This is a genomic window from uncultured Mailhella sp. (assembly GCF_944324995.1).
GTDB lineage: Bacteria > Desulfobacterota > Desulfovibrionia > Desulfovibrionales > Desulfovibrionaceae > Mailhella.
The window spans coordinates 1-24,786 of record NZ_CALUYL010000036.1 but is presented as its reverse complement, the minus strand read 5'-3'; the positions used below and the strand labels follow the sequence as shown (position 1 = coordinate 24,786).

General features: G+C 62.0%; 17 protein-coding genes. 12 read left to right on the top strand and 5 right to left on the bottom strand.

From position 1 onward, the window contains the following. From Q0K02_RS11850 to Q0K02_RS11820, 7 genes are all read left to right on the top strand, one after another. Positions 1 to 425 (top strand): hypothetical protein (locus tag Q0K02_RS11850; RefSeq protein WP_294489196.1); only part of this gene is annotated, 425 nt, incomplete at its 5' end. A 153-nt stretch (positions 426 to 578) separates the two neighbouring features. Beyond that, positions 579 to 1,670, top strand: coding sequence for a TRAP transporter substrate-binding protein DctP (gene dctP, locus Q0K02_RS11845; protein WP_294489193.1), 1,092 nt, complete (start codon positions 579 to 581; stop codon positions 1,668 to 1,670). 196 nt (positions 1,671 to 1,866) lie between these two features. Next, positions 1,867 to 2,481 (top strand): TRAP transporter small permease, encoded by a 615-nt coding sequence (locus tag Q0K02_RS11840; protein ID WP_294489190.1) that lies wholly within the window; start codon positions 1,867 to 1,869, stop codon positions 2,479 to 2,481. A gap of 10 nt (positions 2,482 to 2,491) precedes the next feature. Beyond that, positions 2,492 to 3,769 carry a TRAP transporter large permease gene (locus tag Q0K02_RS11835; protein ID WP_294489187.1) on the top strand — a complete coding sequence of 426 codons (1,278 nt, stop codon included), beginning with the start codon at positions 2,492 to 2,494 and terminating at the stop codon, positions 3,767 to 3,769. Between the two features lie 117 nt (positions 3,770 to 3,886). Continuing rightward, positions 3,887 to 5,050 carry a pyridoxal phosphate-dependent aminotransferase gene (locus Q0K02_RS11830; protein ID WP_294489184.1) on the top strand — a complete coding sequence of 388 codons (1,164 nt, stop codon included), beginning with the start codon at positions 3,887 to 3,889 and terminating at the stop codon, positions 5,048 to 5,050. An 18-nt stretch (positions 5,051 to 5,068) separates the two neighbouring features. After that, positions 5,069 to 6,445 (top strand): FAD-linked oxidase C-terminal domain-containing protein, encoded by a 1,377-nt coding sequence (locus Q0K02_RS11825; RefSeq protein WP_294489181.1) that lies wholly within the window; start codon positions 5,069 to 5,071, stop codon positions 6,443 to 6,445. A gap of 2 nt (positions 6,446 to 6,447) precedes the next feature. After that, positions 6,448 to 7,719 (top strand): (Fe-S)-binding protein, encoded by a 1,272-nt coding sequence (locus Q0K02_RS11820; RefSeq protein ID WP_294489178.1) that lies wholly within the window; start codon positions 6,448 to 6,450, stop codon positions 7,717 to 7,719. 887 nt (positions 7,720 to 8,606) lie between these two features. On the opposite strand, the gene Q0K02_RS11815 is transcribed toward Q0K02_RS11820, so the two are convergent. The 3 genes from Q0K02_RS11815 to Q0K02_RS11805 all read right to left on the bottom strand — a co-directional run bounded on the left by Q0K02_RS11815 (position 8,607) and on the right by Q0K02_RS11805 (position 15,480). Continuing rightward, the gene (locus Q0K02_RS11815) at positions 8,607 to 10,610 is read right to left on the bottom strand and encodes an alpha-amylase family glycosyl hydrolase (RefSeq protein ID WP_294489173.1); all 2,004 of its coding nucleotides are present in this window, start codon (positions 10,608 to 10,610) and stop codon (positions 8,607 to 8,609) included. A 729-nt stretch (positions 10,611 to 11,339) separates the two neighbouring features. Continuing rightward, positions 11,340 to 14,156: a CBS domain-containing protein gene (locus Q0K02_RS11810; RefSeq protein WP_294489171.1), complete on the bottom strand. Its 2,817-nt coding sequence runs from the start codon at positions 14,154 to 14,156 to the stop codon at positions 11,340 to 11,342. After that, positions 14,146 to 15,480, bottom strand: coding sequence for a site-specific tyrosine recombinase (locus Q0K02_RS11805; protein ID WP_363315686.1), 1,335 nt, complete (start codon positions 15,478 to 15,480; stop codon positions 14,146 to 14,148). Before Q0K02_RS11805 ends, Q0K02_RS11810 begins: the two co-directional genes overlap by 11 nt. A gap of 818 nt (positions 15,481 to 16,298) precedes the next feature. Between Q0K02_RS11805 and Q0K02_RS11800 the strand changes: the two genes are divergently transcribed. From Q0K02_RS11800 to Q0K02_RS11780, 5 genes are all read left to right on the top strand, one after another. Beyond that, the gene (locus Q0K02_RS11800; protein WP_294489167.1) at positions 16,299 to 17,288 is read left to right on the top strand and encodes a YbhN family protein; all 990 of its coding nucleotides are present in this window, start codon (positions 16,299 to 16,301) and stop codon (positions 17,286 to 17,288) included. 647 nt (positions 17,289 to 17,935) lie between these two features. After that, a complete protein-coding gene (locus Q0K02_RS11795) occupies positions 17,936 to 18,610 on the top strand; it encodes an outer membrane beta-barrel protein (protein ID WP_294489165.1) in 675 nt (224 codons plus the stop codon). Positions 18,611 to 19,205: 595 nt separating this feature from the next. Continuing rightward, on the top strand, positions 19,206 to 19,976 hold the full coding sequence (locus Q0K02_RS11790; protein ID WP_294489162.1) for an ABC transporter permease: 771 nt from the start codon (positions 19,206 to 19,208) through the stop codon (positions 19,974 to 19,976). Next, positions 19,973 to 20,686 carry an ABC transporter ATP-binding protein gene (locus Q0K02_RS11785; RefSeq protein ID WP_294489159.1) on the top strand — a complete coding sequence of 238 codons (714 nt, stop codon included), beginning with the start codon at positions 19,973 to 19,975 and terminating at the stop codon, positions 20,684 to 20,686. Before Q0K02_RS11790 ends, Q0K02_RS11785 begins: the two co-directional genes overlap by 4 nt. Positions 20,687 to 20,691: 5 nt before the next feature. Beyond that, a complete protein-coding gene (locus Q0K02_RS11780) occupies positions 20,692 to 21,633 on the top strand; it encodes an NrtA/SsuA/CpmA family ABC transporter substrate-binding protein (RefSeq protein ID WP_294489156.1) in 942 nt (313 codons plus the stop codon). A gap of 921 nt (positions 21,634 to 22,554) precedes the next feature. Here the strand turns inward: Q0K02_RS11780 and hslU are convergent. Together hslU and Q0K02_RS11770 are read right to left on the bottom strand one after the other, a co-directional pair. Next, positions 22,555 to 23,871 carry an ATP-dependent protease ATPase subunit HslU gene (gene hslU / locus Q0K02_RS11775; RefSeq protein WP_294489154.1) on the bottom strand — a complete coding sequence of 439 codons (1,317 nt, stop codon included), beginning with the start codon at positions 23,869 to 23,871 and terminating at the stop codon, positions 22,555 to 22,557. A 169-nt stretch (positions 23,872 to 24,040) separates the two neighbouring features. Further along, positions 24,041 to 24,238 (bottom strand): hypothetical protein, encoded by a 198-nt coding sequence (locus tag Q0K02_RS11770; protein WP_294489151.1) that lies wholly within the window; start codon positions 24,236 to 24,238, stop codon positions 24,041 to 24,043. Between the last annotated feature and the right edge of the window lie 548 nt (positions 24,239 to 24,786).

Genomic DNA, 24,786 nt, shown 5'->3' with positions numbered 1-24,786 from the left:
CACCGACGGGCATAAGCAGCCGGGATTCACTACCGCCGTTAAACGCAATGCCCGTCGTGCAAGCTCCGCAGGCCGCGCGGCGCGTCTTGCGCAAATGGTACGTAGCAAACGCCGAAGCGCCCGAGATGCGGGCGGGGGCGGGCATCTCCCCCTCGCAGAATAGCCCGCTGTTTCGAGGCGGCGTTGCTCTCCTGTTCCAGGCATTCCCCCCCCTCGCGCAGAATACCCCTGTCACCGAGTTCCCCTTCCTCAGCCCGAATGCGCAGTGCGTCGTCGCAGGCACTCTTCAAGGCGCGTTTTCCCCGCTTGTTCCGCCTTCACAAAGGGGGCACTTTTTGCATCAGACGCCGTCCCGATTCTGCCAAAAATGTCACCTCGCAAGGTCATTTTTGTCGACAACCGTGAAAAATTTTGAATATTTTTAAAAAAGCAAATTTATTTCAAATGGTTGTGTTTTGTATCATTATTGACAAAATCATCCATCAGGAATAACGTGCTCACAGCAGTCTTTCCGTTGCGCCACAACGACCGGAAAGCGTTCTCTCCCCATCAACAGCAAGTTTCAGAGGTGCGTTCCCTTGAAAAAGTCTCTTGCAGTTCTCATGTCTCTGGCCATGCTTCTCGCCGGCTCCGTCGCCGCTGAGGCCAAAATCACCCTCAAGGTGGCCAACTCCGGCCCCGATACCCCGGAAAACCGCACCGTCTGCGCGGCCGACGTCTATACCGACATGGTCCGCAAAGCCACCAACGGCGAAGTCGAACTCGTGTTCTATCACGCGAGTAAGCTCGGCGGCGAAGCCGAAGCCCTCGAAGGCATTCAGATGGGCACCATCGACATGGGCACCCTCACGAGCGGCCCCGCCGCCAACTTCGTGCCCCAGACCATGGTGTTCGACATTCCCTACCTCATTCAGAGCAGTCCCGCCGGCTGGGAATTCCTGAAGTCCGACTTCGTGAAGAAGCTTTCCGACGAATTCTGCAAGAGAACCGGCGTGCGCATTCTCGCCGTGGCCGAACACGGCTTCCGTCACTTCACCGCCAAGGGCGTGGAACTGAAATCCCCCGCCGACATGAAGGATCTCAAGATCCGCGTGATGGAAAACCCCGCCCACATGGCCATGACCCGCGGTCTCGGCGCTTCCCCCACTCCCATTTCCTACAGCGAACTCTACATGGCTCTGCAGCAGGGCGTGGTGGACGGCATGGAATGCCCCATCGCCAACATTCACGACTCCAAGTTCTACGAAGTGCAGGACAGCCTCGTGCTTGACGGTCATCTCTACGGCCCGCTGCTCATCTTCATCAACGAAGACAAGTTCCAGAGCCTGACCCCCGCTCAGCAGGAAGCTCTCTACAAGGGCGCGCAGGCCTTCTGCATCGTGCATGCCGGCATCACCGCCGCAAGCGACGCCGCCGCCCTCAAGGACATGGCCGACAAGGGCATGAAGATTCATCAGCCCACCCCCGAAGAACAGAAGATGTTCCGCGAAGCCGCCCAGCCCGCCGCCCTCAAGATCATTGCCGACCGCGTCGGTCAGCAGTGGGTCGACGACGCCATCAAGGCCGCGAACGAAGCCGAAGCCAAGGTGGCCGGCCACGAACAGCAGCTCATGGATGAGTGCATCCGCGAAGCTCAGGAAATGGTGAAGATAGCCCGATCCGGCAAGTAGGCGATTCCGACCCGCAGCCAGTGTTCCCGGGAAAGGCTTTTTCTGCGGAATGAGCCTTTCCCGGTTGTTTTGTCCCGAAACATCCGCACGGTCTTTTGACGGTGGCATCGTCCCCGACTTTTTCCTGTGCGGGCCTTAACCGAAGCGCCTGTCGGACGCTTCCTTCCCTTTGAGGTTTACCCTAATGAAAAATGTCATGACGTTGATCTCCCTTCAGGTCAACAGGCTGACCAATGTTCTCATGAAGGTCAGTCTGTGGCTGGGCATCGCCCTCTGCATTATTATGGTCGTGGCCACGCTGGGGCAGGTTTTCTGCCGCTTTACGCATCTGTTCACCTTTGAAACCAGCGAGGAAATCGCCCGCTTCAGCATGTGCTGGATGGCCATGCTCGGCAGCGCCGCCGCCCTGCGTCAGGGCAGGCATCTCGGCGTGCGCATCCTCGTCGAACATCTGCCCTCCGGCGTGTACGACAAATATCTCGCCCCGATCATCCAGCTTGTCATGCTGGCCTTCTTCCTGCTCGTCACGGTCAAGGGCTGGGCCTTCGCCATGCGCGGCGCCATGCAGGTTTCTCCCGCGCTTCAGCTTCCCATGATCTATCCGTACCTCTGCCTGCCCGTGGGCGGCGCCCTCATGGCCCTTTCCATGATCGCCGACATGCTCCAGGACCGCTTCCCCACCAGCGCCGGTTCCAACGCCAGCATCGCAAGCACCGTTATGGAAGACATCTCCGAAGTCGCCGCCACCTGCGAAAATTCTCAGGAAGCCCCCGTCTTCGATCCCCTCTCTCAGAACCGCGACAGCAAGTAGGGATCTCGTCATGCTCATGCTCATTTTTCTCGTCTTTCTGGTCTCGCTGTTCCTCGGCGTGCCGGTCGCCCTCTGCCTCGCCTTCACCACGGTGGCGGGTCTCATGCTTCACGACACCTCCCTGCTCGTGGTCGTGCAGCGCATGTTCCAGGGCTTCAACTCCTTCTCCCTCCTCGCCGTGCCCTTCTTCGTGCTCGCCGGCGACCTCATGAACAAGTGCGGCATCACCCAGCGCCTCATCGACTTCTCCTACATGCTGGTCGGTCGCATTCCCGGCGGTCTCGCCCATTCCAACATCGCCGCCTCCATGTTCCTCGGCGGCATCAGCGGCTCCGCCGTCGCCGACGCCGCCGCCATCGGCTCCATCATGGTTCCCGGCATGATCAAGAACGGCTACAATCCCGGCTTCAGCGCCGCCGTCACCGCCGCCGCCTCCACCATGGGCCCCATCATTCCGCCCTCCATCCTCATGGTCATCATGGGCGTCACCACAGGCATGAGCATCGGCGGACTGTTCATGGCAGGCATCGTGCCCGGACTCATGCTCGGCCTCGGCATGATGGCCTACAGCTACTTCGTCGCCATCCGCGAGAACTATCCCCGCGATCCCAATCCCCTCACCATCAAACGCTTCTGCCGCGAATTCTGGAAGGCCCTCCCCGCCCTCATGGCCCCCACCATCATCATGGGCGGCATCATGTTCGGCATCTTCACCTCCACCGAAGCCGCCGCCGTCGCCGTGCTCTACGCCCTGCTGCTCGGCATCTGCCACCGCACCCTCCGCATGAAGGACCTCATCGAAGTCCTCGGCTCCAGCGTGCTCACCACCGCCGTGCTGCTGCTCATCATCGGCACCGCCAACGCCTTTGCCTGGCTCCTCGCCGCCGAACAGATTCCCAATCAGCTCGCCGCCCTCATTCAGTCCGTCACCAGCAACAAGCTCGTCATCCTGCTTCTGCTCAACATCCTGCTGCTCTTCGTCGGCATGTTCATGGAAGGCGGCGCGGCCATCATCATTCTGGCCCCCACGCTCCTCAACGTGGCCACGCAGGTGGGCATCGAACCTTTGCACTTCGGCATGATCATGGTGCTCAACATGGCCGTCGGACTGCTCACCCCGCCGCTCGGCGTGTGTCTGTTCGTCATCTGCGGCGTCACAAAGCTCGACCTCTCCTACGTCATCCGCTCGGTGCTGCCGTTCATCGCCGTGGAACTCGCCGTGCTGCTGCTCGTCACCTACGTGCCCGCCTTCTGTCTCACCATCCCCCGCATGCTGGGATACCTGTAGCCGCAAACCTTTTCTGATCCCCCACGGCCCGGGCCCGGGAATATTCCCGCGTCCGGGCGCGGGCGTTTTCTTTCGCCTTCAACGGGAAGCCTTCCGCTTCCTCAACCGGTATCTGTCATGAACACGAAACTCAGTTCCCACGTCACGCCGCTGCGCTTCAGCGTCATCCGCAGCATGCTCGAAAAGGCTTCCGCCTATCACGACGTCATTTCCCTCAGCATCGGCGAGCCCGACTTCGACACCCCCGCCTTCGTGTGCGAGGCCGCCATGAAGGACGCCGAACACGGCTACACCCATTACGCCGCCTCCTCCGGCGATCCCGATCTGCGCGCCGCCCTGCTCGACGCCGAACGCGCCAAATCCGGCCTGCCCTGGCGAGAGGAACATCTGCTCATCACCTCCGGAGCCATGCACGGCCTGCTCGCCGTGATGCGCACCCTGCTCGACGAAGGCGACGAAGTGCTCACCCCCGCGCCCTGCTTCTCCGACTATCAGGGCCACTGCGCCCTCGCGGGCGGCAGACTCGTGCCCGTGGCCACCAGCTTCGAGAACGGCTTCATTCCCACCCTCGACGACATGGAAGCCGCCCTCACTCCGAAAACGCGCGCCCTGCTCATCAACTCGCCCTGCAATCCTTCGGGCGTGGTCTTCGACGCCGCCACCCTCGACATGCTCGCCGATTTCGCCGTGCGCCACGACCTTGTGGTGATTTCCGACGAGGTGTACGACAGCATCGTGTTTCAGGGAAAGGCCGAAAGCATTGCCACGCGTCCGGGCATGTTCGAGCGCACGGTGGTGCTCAATTCCTTTTCCAAGGCCTTTGCCATGACCGGATGGCGCGTGGGCTACGCCCTCGGCCCCTCCTGGATCATGAAGGAAATGATTAAAGTGCTGAGCTACTCCGTGGCGAGCACCGGCACGCCGAATCAGCGCGCCGCCCTGGCCGCGCTCAAGGGCCCGCGCGCGCCCTTCGACGCCTTCCGCGACGCCTATCGCCGCCGCACGCATCTGGCCGCCGAACGCCTCAACGCCATGCCCGGCGTGCGCTGCCTCGAACCTGCCGGAACTTTTTATCTGTTCCCGCACATCGAGGCCGCGGAACAGGATTCCCTGGCCTTTGCCCTCGATCTGCTCGACAAGGAACAGGTCATCGTGGTGCCGGGCTTCCCCTTCGGGCCGGAAAAAACCGTGAAGGGCTGCGTGCGCCTCGCCTGCACCGTGGACGAGAACAGGCTCTCCGAAGCCATGGACCGCATCGAACGTTATCTGAAGACGCGCTAGCACAAGAGGAGAAAAGCTATGAGTCTGCCTTCCGGCATTGCCGGCGAGCTGAAAAATATTCTCGGAGCCGAGGGCTTTCTGGAAAGCGAAGAGGATCTGCGTTCCTTCGCCTACGACCTTTTCGCCAATCACAAGCCCGACGCCGTGGCCCTGCCTGCCACGGTGGAAGAAGTTTCGGCCGTCATGCGGCTGTGCAATCAGCATCACGTTCCGGTGTATCCGCGCGGTTCCGGCACCAGTCTGGCCGGCTCTCCGGTGCCGGTCATGGGCGGGCTCGTGCTGTGCAGCTCGCGCATGAACAAGGTGCTTGAGGTGTCCGTCACCGATCGCCTCGCCCGCGTGCAGGCCGGCTGCGTCACCGCCGAGCTGCAGAAGGCCGCCGCAGAAAAGGGCCTCATGTATCCGCCGAACCCCACCTCCTGCCTCTATTCCACCATCGGCGGCAACGTGTCCACCAACGCGGGCGGCGCAAGCGGAGCCAAGTACGGCGTCACCCGCGACTACCTGCTCGGCCTCACCGTGGTGCTGCCCGGCGGCGAAATCGTGCGCATGGGCAACCGCTGTCAGAAGGACGTCACGGGCTTCGATCTGCCCCGCCTCATCTGCGGATCCGAAGGCCTGCTCGGCTTCATCGCCGAAGTCACGGTGAAGCTCATTCCGCTGCCCGAAAGCATCCGCACGGCGCTCGCCTACTTCGACGACGCCGCCGAAGCCGGTTCCGTGGTCACGGACATCGTGGGTCACCGCATTCTGCCCTGCACGCTCGAACTCATGGACGGCGTGTTCCTGAAAACCGTGGCCGAAGTGTACGGCGTGCCCTGCCCCGAAGGCGCGGGCGCGGCTCTGCTCATCGAGGTGGACGGCCCCGACATGGTGCTCGAAGGCCAGATGAAGACCATCGAAAAGATCTGCGGCGAACATCACGCCATCGGCATGGAATTCGCGGCCACGGAAGAAGAACGCGACACTCTCTGGAAGGCGCGTCGCGGCGGCACGGCGGCGCTGGTGCGTCAGGCCGACCGTCTGGTCACGCTGGACTACGCCGTGCCCGTGTCGCTGCTGCCCAAGGCGCTCAAGCTCATGGAAAAGCTCGCGAACGAACATCACTGCAACGTGGTGACCATCGCGCACGCGGCCGACGGCAATCTGCATCCCATGGTGCTCTACAGCCCGGGCGTGCCTGCGGAAGACGCCGCCTATCGCGCCTTCTGCGACGCCTCCACCCGCGCCATTCTGGAACTCGGCGGCACCGTGAGCGGCGAACACGGCATCGGTCTGGAAAAGAAGCAGTACATGCCCATGCAGCTCGGCGACGAACAAATGCGCATCATGCGGGGCATCTGCCGCCTGTTCGATCCCTACGGCATCATGAATCCCGGCAAGCTGGAGCGATAGTCATGAACGGCCCCACCTGTGAATACTGCGGCCGCTGCCTGAGCGTGTGCCCCAGTTACAAGCATTATCTCGTGGAAACCTTCGGCCCGCGGGCGCGCATCGATCTGGCCCGCGCCGTGGCTTCCGGCGAACTTACCCCCGGCGAACGCTACCACGAATCCATCAAGAGCTGCATGCAGTGCCTCTCCTGCACGGAAATCTGCGGCAAGGGCGTGGACGGCGCGCAGATCATTCTCGACGCCCGCCTCGCCGAAGGCGACGGCAAGCTCACCATGAAGCGCCGCCTGGAAAAGCTCGTCACCTGCGCCCTTCTGCCCCGGCGCGAGCTCACGCGCAAGGTGGTGCGCGCCTGTTCGTTCTTCCAGTGGCTGTTCCCGCTGGATCGGCGCGGCAGCATACGTCACCTGCCCGACGCCCTGTGCGGCGCGGCGGGCAAGCGCAGCATGCCGAACCTCGCTTCCAAATCGCTGTACGACCTTCTGCCCGAACGCATCATGCCGCCGGACGACGTCACGCAGATCGGCGAAGTGGCGCTGTTCACGGGCTGCTTCGGCGGCCTCGTGAACGTGGAAGCCTCGCTGCGCCTCGTAAACGCCCTCACCGCGCGCGGCTACACCGTGTTTCTGCCCCGCGCCCAGTCGTGCTGCGGCGCGCCCGCCCAGCTCAGCGGCTTCGGCGAAGCCTTTGAAAAGGCGCAGGCCCATAACGCGGAAGTGTTCGCCGCCTGCGGCTCCATGCCGGTGCTCACCCTGTGCGCCACCTGTCACCGCACCCTCTCGCGCGAATACACCCTGGCCGGAAAGGATCTCGCCGGCCGCATCGTGGACGCCGCCGTGTTCCTGCGCCGCCACGACGCCCGCTTCGGCTTCGATTCCCCCCTGCCGCCGCTGCCCGCCGCAGCCCTCCTGCGCCAGAAGGAACGCCCCGTGAGCGCCGGCGATCCGCTCGTGGTCGCCGTTCACGATCCCTGCCACTTCCGCCTCGACAATCAGGTGAAACACGCCATCCGTGAGGAACTCGCGTCCAAGCCCTGGATAAAGCTCGTGGAACTCCCCGACCCCGGCGCCTGCTGCGGCGGCGGAGGCATCTCCAGCCTCAAAAACCCCGACATCGCCGACGAACTCGGCGAGGCCAGAGCTAAAGCCGTCATCGAAAGCGGCGCCGACGTCGTCACCGCCCAGTGCCCCGGATGCGTCCTCCAGCTCAATAACCACCTGAAACGCCTCAAAGCCACCGCCAGAGCCTGCCATACCCTCGAACTCATCGGGAAGTAGAGGAAGGGGACAGGCAAGAGCAACGGGGCTCCGCCCCGGATTGATTGGAAGGGAGACAGACCGGAGATGCGGGGCGCTGCCCCGTACCCCGCCGGGGGAAATAATTCCCCGACAAAGTCGGGACAAGCCCCCCGGTCCCCCCTGATTCCGCCTCCGGCTTCGCCGTTCGGCGGGCCGATTGGCTGGGCTGGCGTGGTTTCGGCTGCCATCTCAGTGCGGACGTGCGCTGTCGCGCCCGCCCGCCGTGCCGACGGTTGACCGGCTTCGCCGACCAACCGTAAAAAAAGACAAGGAGTCGGGATTTTCTCCCGGCTCCTTTGTGGTTTAAACTTTCTTGAGTTCCTTGAACTGGCAAGACTCTCTCAGCCTCATTCACGACTGCCCAACAAAAACGAACGCGCCGTTGCTCTTGCCGACAGTTCCGACGGACATTCCGCCATCTTCGGCAACGCGCTTTGCCTGCACACTCCCGCCCCGCCGAATGGCGCAGCCTTCGGCGGCAACAGGGGGGCGCGGGGGGAATTATTTCTGACCTAGCAGTGTCCCAAAGAACACGCATGCCCGTTTGCGCAAGACACACTGTACGGCCTGCATAACTTGCACGACGGCGGCTGCGTTTAACGCCGGAAGTAAATTCCGGCTACTTGCCTGCCGTCGACCGGGCTCCTGACGTCGCCCGGGGCCCCAGAGCGTTGAAAGGCGGCCTTCCGGCGGCACTCCCCCCCCTTCGCCCACAGCTTCGGGCATAATCTTCCCGTTCACCCTGTCCTGCCGAACCGGCGAAGCCGGGAGGCAGAAACAGGGGGGCGCGGGGGGAATTATTTCCCCCGCATGCCTTTCCTGTCTTTCCTGCCTTTTCTGCCTTTTTGCCTTTCCTCTCTTCACTTCTACTGTCGTTCGAGGACGAGCATGGTGAGCGGGGGGAGGTAGAGGGTAATGTCCTGCAGGTCGATGCCGGTAGAGGCGTCGCTGAAGTGTTCGGTAGGGGGCTTATGGGGGACGAGGTTGCCGCAGCCGCCGAAGCGGGGTTCGTCGGAAGACATGAGTTCGACGTACTTGCCGGGTTCCACGCGGAAGCGGAAGTCCGGTTCGGGGCGGGTTTCGTGGAAGTTGAAGGCGAAGAGCAGTTTGCCGCGCGAGAAGGCGAGCAGGCGCTTGTCTTCATGGATGAAGCGAAATTCCGGGCCCTTTGCGAAGTCACGGCGGTGCTTGTCCACGATTTCCTTCATCTGCGCCTTGTCCCAGCGGGCGAGGGCCGCGTAGAACGACACCTGATCTTCGGCGAGCTGCCACTGTCGGTGGGCGTGTTCCTGATCGTCGAGCCATTCGGGGTGGCCGAATTCCGCGCCCATGAAGTTCAGGTAGCCCGCGTCGGCGGACATGAGAGTGATGCCGCGCATGAGCCGATAAAGCGCCACGCCGCGGGTTTCGTTCCAGGTGGCGTTGAAGGGGCTCATGCGGGTGTACATGGCGTCGCCGACAAGCCGCCAGATCATGGCGTCGTCGCCGTTGATGCACTGATCGTGACATTCCACATAGCTGATCGTTCGGTCGTAGGGGCGATGGTTGGTCATTTCATACCACAGCCTGCCCATCGCCGAAGGCGTTTTCACGTACTTGCCCCAGAAGTCCGGCAGGCCCATGGCAAAACGGTAGTCGAAGCCGAGTCCGCCCTGCTCCGGCGAACAGGTGAGTCCGGGCATGCCGCTGAACTCTTCCGCAATGGTCACGGCGGAAGGATTCAGCTTGTGAACAAGCTCGTTGGCAAGGCACAGATACAGCTCGCCCGCCGCATTCGTGCGACGCTTGCCGTCCGGCCCGTAAAAGCAGCGCCCCACATGCTCAAAACTGTCGCCGATGCCGTGATCGGTGTAGAGCATGTTGCCTACCGCGTCGAACCTGAACCCGTCCACATGAAACTCTTCCATCCAGTAACGGCAGTTCGACAGCAGAAAGCGCCGCGTCATGTCCTTGCTGAAGTCAAACGACGGCGTGCCCCACTGATTGGAGCGCTCGTCGAAGAAATACGAACTGGTGTCGTAGCGCGCAATGCCCTGCTCCGTGTTGGCGCAGGCGTGCGCGTGCGTGATGTCCAGAATGACCGAAAGCCCCAGATGATGCGCCTCGTCCACCAGACGACAGAACCCGTCCGGCGTGCCGTAGCGCGACGACGGCGCAAAATAACTGCTTACCTGATACCCGAAGGACTTGTACAGCGGATGCTCGGGAACCCCCATGAGCTGCACCGCCGTGTAGCCGTCGGACTTGATGCGCGGCAGCATGTCGCGGATAAAATCGTCGTAACTGCCCACCGAGCCCGGCGTGTGCTTGCGCGCATCCTGCGACATGCCGATGTGCGCTTCGTAAATGCGCGGAAACTTCGGACGCACCGGCCTGTCGTACCGGAACAGATACGGCGTCTGCGGATCCCATACCCGCGCGCACCACATGTCGGGATTGTCCTTCTGCTGCTCCACCCAGCAGGCGAACGCCGGAACCCTGCGCACTATCCCGCTCTCGCCCGTGCCCTCCACGTGCAACTCGTAGTAGTCGCCGTGAAAAAGCGCGTCCTTCGGCAGATACATGCGCCATAAACCGCCGCCAACGTTCACCAGCTCGTATTCCGGACGCCGCTCAAAATTCGTGCGGCTCGTCGCCAGCCATACCCGCGTCGCCTGCGGCATGTACTCCGCTACACGCCAGCAGTCCCGCCCCTCGGGATCCAAACCGCGATGCAGCCCCAGCCGCTTGTGTAAATCCGCATACAGCTTCAGCGACCCATGCCCCCGTCGAAGACGGGCCATCTCTTCCTGAAAACGCTGCGTCCTCTCCTTCAAAAAGGAGCGATATCCCGAAAGCTCATTGTCAGTCAAAGGATTCAAAGGCGACATTCCTTACCCCCAAAAGCTCCATTATACCGTTCCACTCCCCTCCACCATAACGGATTCCCCGCTTAAAAGAAAGGGAGAAGGGAAGGAGGGAGGGTGGGAGAGAAGAGAGATGCGGGGGAAAGGGGACACCCTTTTGAAAAAGGGTTGTCCCCTTTCCCCCGCACCCCCTTTCCCCTTCCTAAAACTTTTAATTTTGGGGGATGAACAAGGGGGAAATGGCAACATATCGCCACATGTGCAGAACCACGCAATTTCCCGCCCTTGTTTTTCTCCCCCAACATCTGGAAATCCCTTCCTTTGCCTCGACGATTCGACGCAGGCGGGGACGGCGTTGCCATTCCAGAAAGTTCCGACCGAATCTTCCCCGGACTTGAGTCTCTCCCTCAAGATCTGGAAATCTCTTCCTTTGACACGACTGTCCGGCGCAGGCCGGACAGGAGTCGGCCACAGCAGGTGGGTCCGTAAGGACACACCTGCACTGAGTCCGCAGACCGAACAGAGCCTTCCAAGCTCCCCGGCGTCCGCAGTCCCCTGCTGCACTCCTGACGTCGCCCGGGGCCCCAGAGCGTTGAAAGACGAACTTCCGGCGGCACTCCCCCCTTCGCCCACAGCTTCGGGCATAATCTTCCCGTTCACCCTGTCCTGCCGAACCGGCGAAGCCGGGAGGCAGAAACAGGGGGGCGCGGGGGGAATTATTTCCCCCGCATGCCTTTCCTGCCTTTTCTGCCTTTACTTCTCTTCGGCTTTGGCAGCGGCGGCCTCTTCGGCGACGTAGTGGACGGCGAGGCGGGCGGCGAGGGCGAGCTGGTCGTCGCGGGGCATGGATTCGTCGTCGAGTTTGGCGGCGAGCACGTCGTTCAGGATACGGCCTATCATGGGTCCGGGCTGGATGCCCATGCGTTTGAGGTCGTCGCCGTTGATATCGGGCTTCATCTGTCGGCCCATGTAGATGTAGCGGGTCAGTTTTTCGTGCTGCTCGGGGTTGTTTTCCTGGGCGAGGAGGTAGAGCAGCGTTTCGAGGGGGGCGCGGCCGAGCATGCGGTGCAGGTCGCTGATGGGGCCCTTTTTCTTTTCCCACTGGGTCATGCCGGAACGGGCGGCCATGATGGCCGAGCGCACCTGCATGGTTTCTCTTTTTCTTCTGTCGGAGAACTGGAGTCTGGCGAGCAGGGATTCCACTTCCGGTGCCGGGGCGCGGCGGCAGAGCGCAATGACCATGAGCATAAGCAGATCAGGTTCTTCGGGCAGGTACATGCGCATGTACCATTCGAGCACGCGGCGCACGCGGTCGGCCATGTCGCGTTTTTCGTCGTTCATGGCGAGCAGCGGATGCACTTCGGCAAGCAGGCCGAGTTCGTCCATGCGGCGGAAGCCGAGATAGGGATTGCGTTCCTCCATCATGAGTTCGAGCTCGTGGCAGATGCGCGAGCCCGACAAGTGATGAATGAGATGCAGATCGTCTATGGCGTTGCGCATGAAGCGTTCGCACTGGGCGCCCATGCGGAATCCGTAGCGCTGCTCGAAACGCACGGCCCGGAACATGCGTGTGGGGTCTTCCACGAAGCTCAGGGCGTGCAGGGTGCGGATGCGCTTGTTGCGGATGTCCTCCTGCCCGTCGAAGAAGTCCACGAGCTGGCCGAACACCTGCGGATTGAGACGCACCGCCATGGCGTTGATGGAAAAGTCGCGGCGATAGAGGTCCATCTTGATGGAACCGCGTTCCACCTGCGGCAGGGCTCCGGGTTCGGAATAGAACTCGAGGCGCGCGGTGGCGATGTCCACCTTGATTTCCGTGGTGTCGGCAAGGTGCGTGCGGCGATGCCTCTCCACGTCGGCGCAGAGGCTTTCGGCGGGGAACACGAGCATGGCGGTCATGAATTCGCGGTGCTCGCGCACGCGACCCTTGAGCCGGATGGCCAGATTGTGCGCAAAGGCCATGGCGTCGCCCTCGATAACGAGGTCGATGTCGATATCCGGCCACTTGAGGCCTTTGCCGTCCATGACGAGATCGCGCACGAAGCCGCCCACCACGTACACCGACGCGCCGACGTCGTGTCCGATTTCGCCAGCCATGCGCAGAAAGTCGAGACAGGGAGCCGAAAGGCGCTTGCGCATCACGGAAACGAGATTGCGTTCCTTGCGGGCCTTGCGGCTCACCGGCGGAATGTGCGCGCCGTTTTCGCCCATGAACAGGCGGATGATGTCGGTTCGGGTGACCACGCCCACCACGGAGCGCGTGAGAAGTTCTTCTTCGCGTTCTTCGTCGTCGAGGCCCTGCGGATCGGGGCCGTCCACCACGGGGATGAGCCGCTGCTGACCGCCCACCATGATGTCCACGAGTTCCTGAATGCCGGCGCTCTGCGGCACCACGTTGAAGGAACGCTGCATGTACATGCCCACCGCGATGTTCGCGAGCCCGTGACCGCAGGCCTTGGCGGCGGTTTCCTGCGAGAGAATGCCTATGCAGCGCTGGGTGCCGTCGGCGAAAATGGGCACGGCCTTGAGTCCGTAGCGTATCATGAGCGACTGCGCCTCGCCGATGGTGAGTCTCTCCGACGCGCCGAGGGCGGGGCTCGTCATGAGCTTGCCTGCGTTTTCGTCGGCGTTCACGATGAGCGAAGCCTGCATTTTGAGAAAGTCGCGCACCTGGGGCAGGGTCATGTCCTTCACGGAGGCGGAAGCGGCATAGTAGTGTCCGCCGCCGCCGAGCCTGCGGCAGATTTCGCCCACGTCCACGAGGGGGGTGCGGCTGCGGCCCACGACCTGCACCTTGTCTTCCATGGACGCAATGGCAAAAAGCACCGAGCAGTCTTCGATTTCCATGATGCGGGGCGCGAGGGTGGCGAAGTCGTCGAGAAAGGTTTCGCTCTGCATGGACGATATGGCCATGACCACCCCGCCGCCGATGTCGCGCGCCTGGGTGTTTTCGAGCATGACCGAGAGGGCCTTGAGCTGTTCGCGGCCCATCACGCGCGTGATGAGACGGCTCACCACCGCGAGATCCGCACCCCGCGAAAGCAGCCATGCGGCGGCCTCGAAGTCGCGCGGGGTGGTGGAGCTGTACACGAAGGAACCCGTGTCGCCGTAAATGCCGCCCGCAAGGGAGGTGGCGATTTCGCAGGTCAGATCGATGTTGCGTCGGCGGATTTCCTCCACCAGAAACGTGCTCACCGCGCCGACGGCGTCATCCATCATGAGGGCGGCGGGGAGGCGATCGTCGCCCTCGTCGTCGCTCAGGGGATGATGGTCCCACACGTGGATTTCCAGATCCTTGCGTTCGAGGAGCTTTTTCACCTGGGGCAGACGGCTGGCGAGATGGGTATCCACCACGACGAGGCGCTTCACCTGCGTGATGTCGAGTTCGCGCTGACTCACGCACGGATACAGCGGTTCGACCACTTCGTCGTAAAATTCCTGCACCTGCCTTTCCTGACTGCCGGGGAAAAGGAGCACGGCGTCGGGATAGAGCGCGAGCGCGCCCACCAGCGCGGCAAGGGCGTCGTTGTCGGCGTTGGCGTGGCAGGTGACGACGGTATCAACGTTCATGGGAATCATCCTTTGAGTTTTCCTCGCTGGGGAGGGATGCGTCGCGTGGTGCGGAAGATGCGGCAGGGGTCGGAGCGGAATCCGACGCCGCGGCGATGAAGGAAGACGCGGCAGAAGAATCTGCGTCCGCGGAAGAGGCCGCGTCGGAAACAGAGCCCGCGCCTGCGGAAGCGCCCTCCCCGCCTTCGCCGGAATCCGCGCCTTCGGCATGATACGCGTTGCGCGGATGACAGCGGCGGTACACGTCTTCCAGAAGATCGGACCGCACATGCGTATAAAGCTCCGTGGCCGCCAGATCGCTGTGGCCGAGCAGCATCTGCACGGTGCGCAGATCGGCCCCGCCTTCCAGAAGATGCGTGGCAAACGTGTGCCGCATGGTGTGCGGCGAAATGTCGCGCCCGATGCGGGCTTCCAGGGCGTAGCGGCGGATCAGCTTCCATACCGCCTGCCGCGTGAGCCCCATGCCCGACCGATTCAGAAACACCACGCTTTCCTGCGGCATGAACTCCGGGCGCACCGAACGCAGATAGTCGTCCATCACCGCCACGGCCCGCGCGTGCATCGGCACCAGGCGTTCCTTGCGCCCCTTGCCGAATACGCGCACCACGCCGCTTTGCAGATCAATGTCCAGAGGCCGCAGATGCACGAGTTCCGACACCCGCAGCCCCGACGCGTACATGAGTTCAAGCATGGCGTGATCGCGCCGCCCGAGCTTGGTGCGCGTGTCCGGCGCGTCGATGAGCGCCAGCACTTCCTGACGCGTCAGCACGTTGGGCAAAACCCGCGGCAGCTTGGGCCCGTCCAGAAGCTCGGCGGGATTGCCTTCCATGAGCCCCAGATCCACGCACCAGCCCAGAAATCCGCGCAGACACGAAAGCCGCCGCGCCAGCGTTCGCTTGCCGTCGCCCCGACGCCGCAGCCATACCACAAAAAGCAGCAGCTGCTCGTCGTCCAAACGCGAAAGCGCCTGCTTCGCCGTGCAGTCACCGAGCCCGCTCTCCTCCAGAAACGACGACAGCGAGGCAATGTCCTGCCGATACGAGTCCACCGTCATCGGCGAAAGCCCCCGCACCGCAAGAAGCTCGTCCAGCCAGCGCTCCCCCAGCGCCCGCAGACTGTCCGACGGAGCCCGCCGCGCCGCTGAAAGCGCCGTGGGCTTCTTCTCCTTCTCCTGCGAAACGCCCTCCGGCGCGTCAATCACCGCCTGCGCCTCCAGCAGCGCAGAACCCTCCACCGCCGAATCAGCGCGTACCTTGCGCGGCCGCCCCCTGCCGCGCTTCACCGCCGCAGGCCACGGCTCCAGTCCCGCCTTCTCTGCCGACATCTCTCCCTCCTGAAATTCAACCAGAGATTAACTGCCCCGCCCCGCAGCGTCAATTCCCCCGGGAGAGGATAGAGGAAGGGTGACAGACCGGAGCATCGGGGCTCCGCCCCGAACCCCGCCGGGGGAAATAATTCCCCCCGCGCCCCCCTGTTTCTGCCTCCCGGCTTCGCCGGTTCGGCAGGACAGGGTGAACGGGATGATTGTGCCCGAAGCTGTGGGCGAAGGGGGGGAGTGCCTGCCGGAGGGCCGTCTTTCAACGCTCTGAGGCCCCGGGTGACCTCAGAAGCCCGGCCGACGGGCATAATCAGGCCGGATTCACTCCCGCGTTAAACGCAATGCCCGTCGTGCAAGTCGAGCAGGCCGTACAGTGTGTCCTGGCAAACGGGACTGTGGGCTCCCCGAACCATTGCAAGATCAGAAATAATTCACCCGACAAGTCGGGACAAGCCCCCGCCTCCCCTGTTTCGCCTCCGGCACAACGCCCCGTTTCCTCCCCTCCAAAAAACTTCCTTATCTTTTATTGTTTTTTTGTGAAATTTGTATCAAATTTTCCTCAACAAATGATAAAAACGACGCTCTTCCCTCGCCCGCTTGCCCCTCTTCCGCAACCCGGTAAACGGATGGCACGCCAGACTTTTCCAAACATTCCGCCCCGCAGCAACGCCCCCTCTCCGGCGCTCATCTTGTGATGAAAAAACCTTCCCCCTCAATTTGTTACCTTTCTCCCCTTGCCTTTGCCCTTCCATAACGGTATTGTGATGGCGCACAAATTTGTTCCCCGCCTTATGGCGAGACTCTGTATTTTCCGGGTGTGTGATTTGCCGAAGACGAAAAAATATCTGCCGATTCTGGGAAAGCTCCTCGTTCTTTTCATCTGTGCGCTGGCCTGCTGGCTTCTCTACGACAAGCTCAAGCGCTACAGCATGGAAGAAATCATAGACAGCATTCTCCACATACGACATCGGCAACTTATTCTTGCCGTTGTGCTCGTCGTCATCAACTACGCCATCCTCGTGGGCTACGACTGGCTCGCCGTCCGGGCCATTCATCGGCGTCTGCCCTTCCCCCGGGTCTGTCTCGTGTCCTTTGCCGGTTCCGCCGTCAGCTACAACCTCGGCGCGCTGCTCGGCGGCACCACCGTGCGTTATCGCCTCTACAGCGCCTGGGGCTTCCATCCCATCGACATCGTGCGCCTTGTGCTCATGCTCGCCGTCACCTTCTGGATCGGCGCACTCGGTCTCGCAGGCGGCGTGCTTCTCTTCGCCAACGTTCACATTCCCCCGGAACTCGGCATCGAACCCGGGCACATCCGCCCCCTCGGCGCGGGTCTGCTCGCCCTGTGCATTCTTTATCTGCTCGTCTGCTGGTGGGCCAGAGGCCGCGCCGTGCGCATCTTCAAAAAAGAATTCGCCCTGCCTACCCTGCCCATCGCCCTCGCTCAGACCGCCGTCGCCTGCGCCGACCTGCTCGTCGCCGCCGCCTGTCTCTACGTGCTCCTGCCCGAGCACAGCACCCTCACCTTTGCCGACTTCCTTCCCAACTACCTCCTCGCACAGGTGGCCGTGGTGCTCACTCACGTTCCCGGCGGCGTGGGCGTGCTCGAACTCATTCTCATGCACATCATCCACGGCGTGAATCCCAAACGCCTCTTCGGCGCCATCCTCGTTTTCCGCGTGCTCTACTACCTCGTGCCCCTGCTCATCTCCCTCGTCATGCTCTTCTTCTACGAACTCCGCCTGCGCAGACGCACTCCCGAAGAAATAGCCGCCGACGAAAAGGCCACCGAAGAACTCCCCGAAAACAAATAATCTCCCATTCCCGCCTTTCCAAAGTCCCCGCCTGCCCTGACGCATCCGGGGACTTTTTGCACCCCGGAAAACGTTCCCCCCGAACACTTCCACCGCCCCGAAAACTCTTGCCGTCCCGGGAAATGCCGTTGGGGCAGGCCTCTCTCCCGCAGGGGCCTGCACAGTCCCGAACTCGTGCCGCGGCCTCTTCCTCCGCCCCCTTTCAGAATCATGCCGCGCCGCCGAACCTGTCGTTCGCTCTTCCGGCGGACGCCCGCCCGTTAGCGATTGCCTTCCGCCACGCCCGCCGCAATCTTTGGCCGCTCCCCTGTCCTCATCCGTCCCCCCCCTCCGCACCCGCCCCCGTCGCCCGTCCACGATTCTCTTCTCCTTCCACTCCCTTCTCCTGCTTCTGTTGCTCTCCCTCTCCGGCCCTCGTCCCGACTCCCATTGTTCACGCCCCGACGCATGATAATCATGGCGTCGCTTCCCCGCCGCGCTATAAATAAGGCATGTCCCCGGCAAGGCGGACGCCGCACTCCGACGGACAACGCCGCCTTGCCGGGTTCCGCCGCAGAACGTTCCGCGCGCCGGAGCGGCGCCGGGCCAGCGCCCGACTGCCGGAACATTGCGTTCCAGACAAGCCACCTTCAAACAGGAGAAATCACATGTTCAAGAAATTCGGAATGTTGCTCATGGCCGCCTGCCTGCTGCTGCCCGTTCAGGCCAAAGCCGCCGATCTTGTCGGCGTGTACATTGCGCCGAAATTCGTGCTGAACGTTCAGCATTCCAAGGGCGAACTTTCGTATCACGGCCAGGGCCTCGGCTCCGATTCCAAAACCGGAGCCCGCGCCGGCGGCGCTCTTGCCGTGGGTTACGATTTCAATCCCGTGTTCAGCGTGCCCGTGCGCGCCGAACTCGAATACGGCGCTTACGGACGCATTTCCAAAACCGAAGGCGACGGCGATCATTCTTTCCACGCCAAGGTCGGCCTCCAGACGCTGCTTGCGAACGCCTATTGGGACATCACCACCTGGAACGGCTTCACGCCCTACATCGGCGCAGGTCTCGGCATGGCCTTCCTCAAGACCGAAGGACATGTGAATCACACCCGTCTTGCCGCCGATCTGCTGGGTTCCAACAGCGACACCGACACCGTGTTTGCCGGACAGGTGGGGCTCGGCTGCTCCTACGCCTTCACCGACAACCTTTCCGCCGACATCGGTTACCGCTTCCTCATGATGGACAACGGCAACGTCACCGGCATTGTGGACGGCATGAATTTGAAGTCCAAGGACAACTATGTCCATCAGTTCATGATGGGTCTGCGCGTGACATTTTAAGGGGGCTGGAGTAACGCAAAGGCCCGTTTGTACAAGACACACTGTACGAACGCAGAACTTGCACGACGGGGCGGCGCTGACGGCGGAAGTGAATTCCGCCTGCTTCGCCCCGTCGCCCGGGGCCCCACAGCGTTGAAAGAACACTTTCCGGTTTACCTTTACGACTCTTGATGTTTTCCCCAAAACATCTGGAAATCCCATCCGTTGACACGACTGTCCGGCACAGGCCGGACAGGAGTCGGCCACCGCAGGTGGGCGCGGCAGCGCACACCTGCACTGCGTCCGCAGACCGAACCGCGCCTGCCAAGCACTCCGGCATCCGCAGTCCCCGCCTTTCCAAACTCCCGCCCAGATTCGGCAACACGCCTTACGCCCACACTCCCGCCCTGCTGAAGCAGCTTTAGCTGCGAAGCAGAAACAGGGGGGTGCGGGGGGAATTATTTCCCCCGCCTGCCTTTTCTGCCTTTTTGCCTTTCCTGCGTTTCATTCCTCCTGAGGGCCCGCTGCGGGCGTCCTGTCGGGCGTCGGCGGCGGGTCTGTTCATGCCTGCGTTTGTGACAAAAAATACGTTATTTCTGCATGGACAGTCGGGCGCATGCGTTCTAGAATCGCGGGCATGCGCATGATAAAGTCCATTTTTATACCCGCCGTTGTGCTTATTGTCTGGCAGATTGTGTCCGGCGCGGTATCGCCGTATCTGCTGCCCGGGCCGGGGCGCGTGCTGGAAACCGGGCTTATCATGGCAAAAAGCGGCGTACTTACGGAGCACGTTCTGTCGTCGTTCTACCGCATTGCGGCGGGCTTCTGTCTGAGCGTGGCGCTGGCCTTCGGCACGGCCGCGCTGCTGTATCGCTGGCGGCTGCTCGACGAGCTTTTTCAGGGCACGCTCTCCTTCATGCGCATGACGCCTCCGCTCGCCCTCACGCCCCTGCTCATTCTCTGGCTCGGCATCGGCGACGCCACGCAGATTGCCGTCATCGTGCTGGCCTCGTTCTTTCCGATCTATCTCAACACCCGCGACGGCCTGAGCCGACTCGACGCGTCGTTCCGCGAGCTCGCCGCAAGCCTCCATCTTTCCCGCACCCGCACCGTGCTCTTCTTTCTGCTGCCTGCGGCCACGCCTTCCATCATTACGGGCCTGCGCCTGAGCTTCGGCTACAGCTGGCGCGCCCTCATCGCCGCCGAACTCATCGCCGCCAGCAGCGGCCTCGGCTACATGATCATGGACGCCGAACAGATGCAGCGTGCCGACGAAGTCATTGTGGGCATTCTCATCATCGGCTTTCTGGGCTGGGCCCTCGACGCCGCCTTCTCCTCCCTTTCCTCCGCGCTGCTCAAGCGCCGCTTTCCCGAGCTCGCCGCATGACTGATTCCGCAACTTCATCCGCAAACGTCGAGCTGCTGCGCGGCATCCGCAAATCGTTCGGATCGCGCGAAGTGCTGCGCGGAACCGACATGTTCCTTGCTCCGCAGGGCGTCACCTGCCTTTTAGGCGCGTCCGGATGCGGCAAGTCCACGCTGCTGCGCATCGCCGCAGGACTCGAATCCCCGGATGCCGGACTCGTGCTCCCCCGCCCCGAAGAATGCGCCGTGGTCTTTCAGGATCCGCGCCTGCTGCCCTGGCTCACCGCAGGCGAAAACCTCCGCCTCGCCCTGCCCCGCGTCTGCCGCGACGCCAATATCCGCATGGCGGAGGCCCTCGACATGGTGGAACTTTCCCCGGACGTGCTTTCCGCCATGCCCCGCGAGCTTTCCGGCGGCATGGCCCAGCGCGTGGGCGTGGCCCGCGCCCTGCTCCGCTCGCCGCGCATCCTGCTCATGGACGAACCCTTCGCCTCGCTCGACGCCATCACCCGGGAAAAACTTCAGGACATGCTCAAGAAACTCATGTCCCGCTCGCTCTGCCTGCTCGTCACCCACGACATGGAAGAAGCCCTGCGCCTCGGCAGCCGCCTCTGCGTCATGGATCGCGGCGTCATCGTGGAAAGCTTCGACATTTCCGAAAACACCGGCCCCGAACGGCGAAACTTCATTCGCCGCAACATTCTTACGCATCTGAATACTAAGGAGTTGTAATTATTATGAAGATGCTCAAAACACTCGCCCTTGCCCTGGCCCTTTCCCTCGCCGCCTCCCCGGCCTTCGCCGAAAAAGGCGCTCTCAACATCAGCTATGTGAAGTCGCCCTTCAATCTGCAGATGATCGTCATGAAGGAGCACAAGCTCCTTGAGAAAAAACTCGAACCCAAGGGCATCAAGGTGCAGTGGCATGAAATAGATTCCGGCGCCCAGCAGGCCACCGCCATGGCGTCCGGCGCTCTCGACGTCGGCGGCGTGCTCAACACCACCTCCGTGCAGATGGCCAACGCCGAAGGCAATCCGGTCATCATCATTGCCGGAGCCTCCCGCCCCACCGATGTGTTCGCCATCGTCGGTCAGGAAAACGGCCCCAAAACCTTCGCAGACCTGCGCGGTAAAACCGTCGCCGGGCCCAAGGGCACCGTGCTCCATCAGCTCCTCGTCGCCGGACTCGCCAAAGAAGGCATGACCATCCGCGACGTGAAATTCGTCCAGATGGGCATCCCCCAGAGCTTCTCAGCCCTCATGTCCGGCAAGGTCGATGCCGCCCTCATCGCCGCAGGCGCTCTCGTCAAGGCCAAACAGGCGGGCAAACCCGTCATCGCTACCGCTACCGGCCTCGTTACCCCCATCCTCGCCATGTGCGCCAGCAAAAAGTTCATCGATGAACAGCCCGAACTGCTCAAAGACGTCGTCGCCGTCCAGGATGAAGCCTACGACTGGATCATGGCCCACCACGACGAAGCCGTCGCCCTCGGCGCTAAAGAACAAAATATCTCCATCGCCGACGCCGAACAGCTCTACGCCTGGTCCCACTACAATAAACGACTCAATGAAAACGATATCAAAAGCCTCGATAACGATATGACCTTCCTTATCGAAAACGGCATGGCCCGCCAAAAAGTCGACTCCCGCAGCTTCATCCTGAAATCCGCTATGGAATAGGAGAGGAAGAAGAGAGGGCAAGATTTGCGGGGAAAGGGGAAAACCCTTTTGAAAAAGGGCTTTTCCCCTTTCCCCGCACCCCTATCCCCTTTCCTAAAACTTTTATTTTTCAAGGGTAAGAAAGATGTTTCAGGGCCCTCGCTGAAAAAAGGCCGCGCTCTGAACTTTATCGTCTCTTCCCCAAAGACAAAAAAGACCGCCGCCCATCTTCGGGCCGCGGCCTTTTTTTACGTTCGCAACAAGCAATGTGAGAATCTCAGGGAGAATACGGCACTGCTCAATGCAGAAGCATGCGAGGAATCCCTCAAAAGAAATCTGGAAATCCTTTCCTTTGACACGACTGTCCGGCGAAGGCCGGACAGGAGTCGGCCACCGCAGGTGGGTCCAACATTCAAGCTCCAGGTTCCGCCACGCCCCGTTTGCGCAAGACACGCTGTACGAACCGCGCGGCCTGCACGACGGACATTGCGTTTAACGGCGGGAGTGAATCCCGCCTACTTATGCCCGTCGGCGCGACCGTCTGAAGACAGGTCGCGGGCCCCAGAGCGTTGAAAGAACGTTTTCCGTTTTACCTCTGCGGGCTGACCTCGTTGTTCCCCCAAAAGAAATCTGGAAATCCCTTCCTTTGACACGACTGTCCGGCGCAGGCCGGACAGGAGTCGGCCACCGCAGGTGGGTCCGTGAGGACACACCTGCACTGAGTCCGCAGCCCGAGCAGCGCCCGCCGAGCACACCATCCCTCGCAGCCGCTGCCTTTCCGAACACTCGCCTCGCCCATAGCTTCGGGCATAATCCCGTTCACCCTGTCCTGCCGAACCGGCGAAGCCGGGAGGCAGAAACAGGGGGGCGCGGGGGGAATTATTTCCCCCGCATGCCTTTCCTGCCTTTTTGTCTTTCCTGCCTTTTCTGCCTTTCCTGTCTTTACAGGATGAACTGCTGGAGGTCGACGTCGTTTCTGACGTCGGCGAGGTGTTCGCAGACGTAGTTTTTATCGATGACGATGTGTTGTCCGGCGCGTTCGGGGGCGTCGAAGGAGATATCGGCGAGGATTTTCTCAAGGATGGTATAGAGTCTGCGGGCGCCGATATTTTCGGTTCTGGCGTTGGTTTCTTCGGCGAAGGACGCGATTTCGCGCAGGCCGTCTTCGGAGAAGTGGAGGGTGACGTTTTCGGTGGAAAGCAGGGCGTTGTACTGCTTTTGCAGGGAGTTGTGCGGTTCGGTAAGGATGCGGTAGAATTCCTTGCTGCCGAGGGCCTGGAGTTCCACGCGCAAGGGGAAGCGGCCCTGGAGTTCGGGAATGAGGTCCGAGGGCTTGCTGAAGTGGAACGCGCCCGCCGCGATGAACAGAATATGATCGGTATGGATCATGCCGTGCTTGGTATTGACCACGCAGCCTTCCACCACGGGCAGAAGGTCGCGCTGCACGCCTTCGCGCGAGATGTCCGAGGAGCGCTGCTGGGCCGCCGAGCTGGCAATCTTGTCTATTTCGTCGATGAACACAATGCCGCTCTGCTCCACGCGTTCGCGGGCCACTTCCACAATGTGTTCCTCATCTATCATGGAATCGCGGGCCTGCTGCACGAGAATATCGTAGGCGGCGCGGGTCTTCATGCGCTTTTTCTGCGTCTTGGGCGGCATGAAACGGCTCATCATGTTTTTCATCTGGCTGCCGAGGGAGTTGTCCATGCCGGGCATGCCGAACATGTCCATCTGGGGAGCCTGTTCGGTGACTTCCACTTCCACCTCGTGATCGTCGAGGTGGCCGAGCTTCCAGAGATTGCGCAGCTTTTCGCGCGTCGCCTCGCGGCTCGCCTCCATGCTGCTGCCGGGCAGAAGAAGATCAAGCAGGCGCTCTTCGGCCTGAGCTTCGGCCTTGGCGGCCACGCGCTGACCTTCTTCGTCGCGCACGAGCTTGATGCCGATTTCCATGAGGTCGCGGATCATGGATTCCACGTCGCGGCCGACGTAGCCGACTTCCGTATATTTGGTGGCCTCCACCTTGATGAAGGGCGCGCCGGTGAGCTTGGCCAGTCGGCGGGCGATTTCGGTTTTGCCCACGCCGGTGGGGCCCATGAGTATGATGTTTTTGGGAGCTATTTCGTCGCGCAGCGCGGGATCGAGCTGCTGCCGACGCCAGCGATTGCGCACCGCCACGGCCACCATGCGTTTGGCCTGTTCCTGGCCGATGATATATTTGTCGAGCTCGGCAACTATCTGCCGGGGGGTCAGCGTGTTCATGCGAATACTCCTTTTTTTCAGAAAATAGGCCCGATTCTGAAAAAGGGAAGAGCCGCGCGCACGACTTCGGCCCGGAAATTTGCCGAGGCGGAACATTTTGCGCGTCGCAGGAGGAAAAAAAGGGAGCGGATCACGCCCCGGCGACCCGCGACGGCGCACAGTTACGACATCAGGAACGAGGCGCGCTGTTGTCGGGATGTTTTTTGATCCGGAGCGGTTCCAGCGAGGTGGCGCAGGAAGCGCAGCCGCCCTTTTTGGAGCAGGAACAGCCGCAACCGCAGCCGCCGCCGGAAACGGAACGGCGGAATCTGGCGAAGAGATAGACGCCCGCGAGGGCAAGGATGACAAGAACGACGAACGTCTGCATGATGATGCTCCTCTGCCGGGGTGGGACCGGCGTATGTCGTCGGGAAGCGCGAGCGCGTCCCGGAATGGTTGAAGCGCGTCTTCCGGGGTATTCGGGGAAGGCGTGAAATGAAGTTAGCAAAAATGAAAATCATTTTCAAGTAATTTTTCGAGGGAGTCGGACGCGCGTCTGCTTTGGGAGCAGGAAGTCGCGCTCATCCGCAGGCCCTGCCGAAAAAGGCGCAGTCGAGAGGAAACGCGACGCACTCCGCCCCCCCCCCGCAGAATTTTTTCCCCCCGCCCCTCCGCTGAATCTTCGCCGCACAGCCCGCGTTCCCCGAGGCGACGCCCCCGGAGTTTCCCCGATCTCTAAATCACGTTTCTTTCGGCCCGCCCGAGCGGGCGCGGAAGCGTCTGCGCGGTCACGCCGGACACTGCACAGAAGGCCCGCCCACACGGGAGCAAAACGCTCCTGCGGTGAACTTCGCCGCCTTCAATCACTTCGACCACTCGCGAAGCCCCCCACCCCGGCCCGCGCGCCCCCCCCATCGTGATGCCCCCGCCCCTTTT